Source organism: Candidatus Methylomirabilota bacterium (genome assembly GCA_027293415.1).
Taxonomy (GTDB): domain Bacteria; phylum Methylomirabilota; class Methylomirabilia; order Methylomirabilales; family CSP1-5; genus CSP1-5.
In genome coordinates, this window is record JAPUFX010000214.1 from 1 (window position 1) to 2911 (window position 2911).

Sequence of the window (2911 nt, forward strand, 5' to 3'; positions counted from 1 at the left end):
AACGTAGACCCTTGTCATGCGCTTCCGATACCAGTATTCCATATCGGCATTGTCCAGAGGATGAGAGACCTTGGCGGCGGCCTCCGCTGCAGCCTCTATGGCCTCCCTAGTCACTTTTTTCCCCTCAAGCTGTTGAGCAGCGCCGTCGACCACCACGGGCATTGAGGAAACCGCCGTCAGGACAATCCTTGCATGAAGGCAGGTGCCGTCTTTGCCAAACCCCATGGCCCCTGCGACACCGAGCACGGGAAAGTCGAAGGACCCCCTGCGGCGGAGCTTGAGATAGATGTTACGGTAACCAAAGGCCTTGCGAGGAATAATGATCCCCTGTAACACCTCGTCACCGCGCTTGGTCATAAAATCGATTCCATCATCCCGATACAGCTCGGCAAAGGGCACCCTTCGCCGGCCCTGGGGACTGACAAGACTGGCTACCGCGTCCAAACTGCACAAGACAGGTGCCGTGTCCGATGAGAAGATCGCAAGACACTTGCTGCTCTTTGGCGCCACCAGACAGATCTGGCCATCCTTCTTGAGACAAAAACCCACGGCCTGCCGCCAGAAAAAAGTCTGATCGTAATAGTTGCATCTCGTATCCACTAGGAGGTTGCCGCCTATAGTACCCATATTGCGGAGCTGGGGTGTGGAGACCAGGGCGGCACCATTTGCCAGGGCCGGAAAATATTTATTAACGGTAGGATTTTGAGAAACCGCAGTTAGGGTTTCCCCCGCCCCAATCCACATCCCTCGTTTGCTCTCAGGGCCAATCCCTTTAAGCTCCTGCAAAAGCCTGAGCGATACCAGATACCGGGGAGTAAACTGGCCGCGCTTCATTTTGGGATAAACATCCGTCCCGCCCGCCACGGCCATCGCCTCGGGCCCCAAATCCGCCAAAACTCTTGCCGCCTCCTTCAGCGACCTCGGCCTCACATAATTGAAATTGGGTAGTCTGAGCATTTCATCTAACTCCCTAGCGAAATAATTCGTGCCATATATTTTGCGCTCATAGCACTTGCCTAGTGAAATTTGGTTTCCACGATACTTCCCGCCGCCTTTGTTCGCAACGGGGCTAACTCTTTTGCGGAACCTCTGCGCCCTTCCCTGGCTGCCACTTGACAGGCGGGGGAAACTCGAAGGAAGGGACCGATACGGGTTTGAGCCTTCCTTCCTGCGCCCGCAGTATTTTATCACCCGTAATTGGTATTTCATGGATTCTCACGCCCATGGCGTCGTAAACGGCATTGGCCACGGCAGGAATCACAGGCAAGAGAGGTCCCTGCCCTGCTTCTTTAGCTCCATAGGGACCCTCCGGATCGTTGGTCTCCACCAGGATCGTCTCGATCTCGGGAGTCTCGAGCGTGGTCGGGCTTTTATAGTCAAGCATAGACGGTATCTTGTGTAATCCTGATTTTCTGAAAACCTGCTCTTCCATCAAGACCTCGCCCAATGCCATGTAAACGCTCCCCTCTGTTTGCCCTTCAACCAGCAGGGGATTAAAGGCCCGGCCACAATCATGCGCGATCCAAACCTTGTCAATCTTGATTTCGCCGGTCTCGATGTCGCAGGCAAGCTCCACGATGGAAGTTGAAAAACTATAGGCCGTAGTTGGCCCGACTCCAGATCCTTTATAAATCGCAGGATGCTTCGGAGGGCTATAGCTCCCCGTCGCGCCAAGCGTCCCAAACTTGGCCTCCGTCTTCTGCACGCATTCGACGAAGCTGATCCCTCGAACCGGGTAGCTTATGCTCCGCACCTGCCCCTCGGCCATTTCTAGGTCATCGGAAGGCACCTCGAGCACCTCACCGGCAACCTGATAGAGCATTTCCTTCAATTTTCCACACGCCTGTATAGTTGCATTCCCTGTCATAACGGTCACACGGCTTGAGTAGCTCCCTAGATCCACAGGGGTCAAATCGGTATCCGCGGTCACCACCCGTACGTCGGCCGGATCCACGCCAAATTCTTCTGCCACCGCAAAGACCAGGATAGAGTCAGAACCCTGGCCAATGTCGGTGGACCCACAAAAAATCGTGATCCCTCCGCCTCGATCGAGCTTGATCTGGACTCCCGATTGGGGCATTTCGTTCCAGTATATGGGAAGTCCAGCCCCGCTGATGTATGCGCTGGCTGCAAAACCAATGCCCCGACCGAATGGAAGTTGGCGAAACTTCTTTTTCCATTCGGCTCTGGCAGCCACCTTTTCGATACACTCCCTGAGCCCCGTGGTGCTGATCCTCAGCCCGTTCACCGTCTCAGAATTGGGCTTCACAAGCTGCTTGAGTCTCAGATCAATGGGATCGATGCCGAGCTTCTCCGCAATCTCGTCCAGTTGAACCTCTACGGCAAATCTCGGTTGAGGGGTGCCATGCCCTCGCTTCGGCCCACAAGGAGGCTTGTTGGTGAAGACCCGGGCCCCCTCGAATTTATAGGCAGGCAGATTGTAGGTTACCGTTTGTAACGCACCGGTATAGTAGACACTTGCCAGCCCGTAGCTGCTGTACCCACCCCCGTCCAGAAACGACCTGAAGTGCATCGCCTGAAGAGTTCCGTCGTTTTTGACCCCCGTTTTTATCCACATCTTGACCGGATGTCGCCCGCGGTGAACATAAAAAGATTCCTCCCGAGTCAGCGTGATCTTAACCGGCCTTCCGGTCATCATGGAAAGCTTCGCCACGGCAAGCTCATGGGAGAATGGATCGCTCTTGCCGCCAAACCCCCCGCCCACAGGCGTGGCAACAACCCTTATCCGAGACATCGGGAACCCCAAGACCTTAGACAGGGTTCGATGGAGATAATGGGGAGTCTGGGTTGAAGACCAGACCGTAAGCTTCCCATCCGGTCCGTAAAAAGCGATGGTGCAATACTGTTCCATCGGAAGATGCGTGTTGCCCTGGAAGAAAAACGTGTCTTC

General features: G+C 54.9%; 2 protein-coding genes. Both read right to left on the reverse strand.

The genetic code is table 11. From position 1 onward, the window contains the following. Window positions 1-957, reverse strand: a 957-nt coding sequence (locus O6929_14315) for an FAD binding domain-containing protein (protein ID MCZ6481555.1), incomplete at its 3' end; no start/stop codon positions are given. A 112-nt stretch (window positions 958-1069) separates the two neighbouring features. Beyond that, the coding region (locus O6929_14320) for a molybdopterin-dependent oxidoreductase (GenBank protein ID MCZ6481556.1) at window positions 1070-2911 on the reverse strand (1842 nt) is incomplete at its 5' end.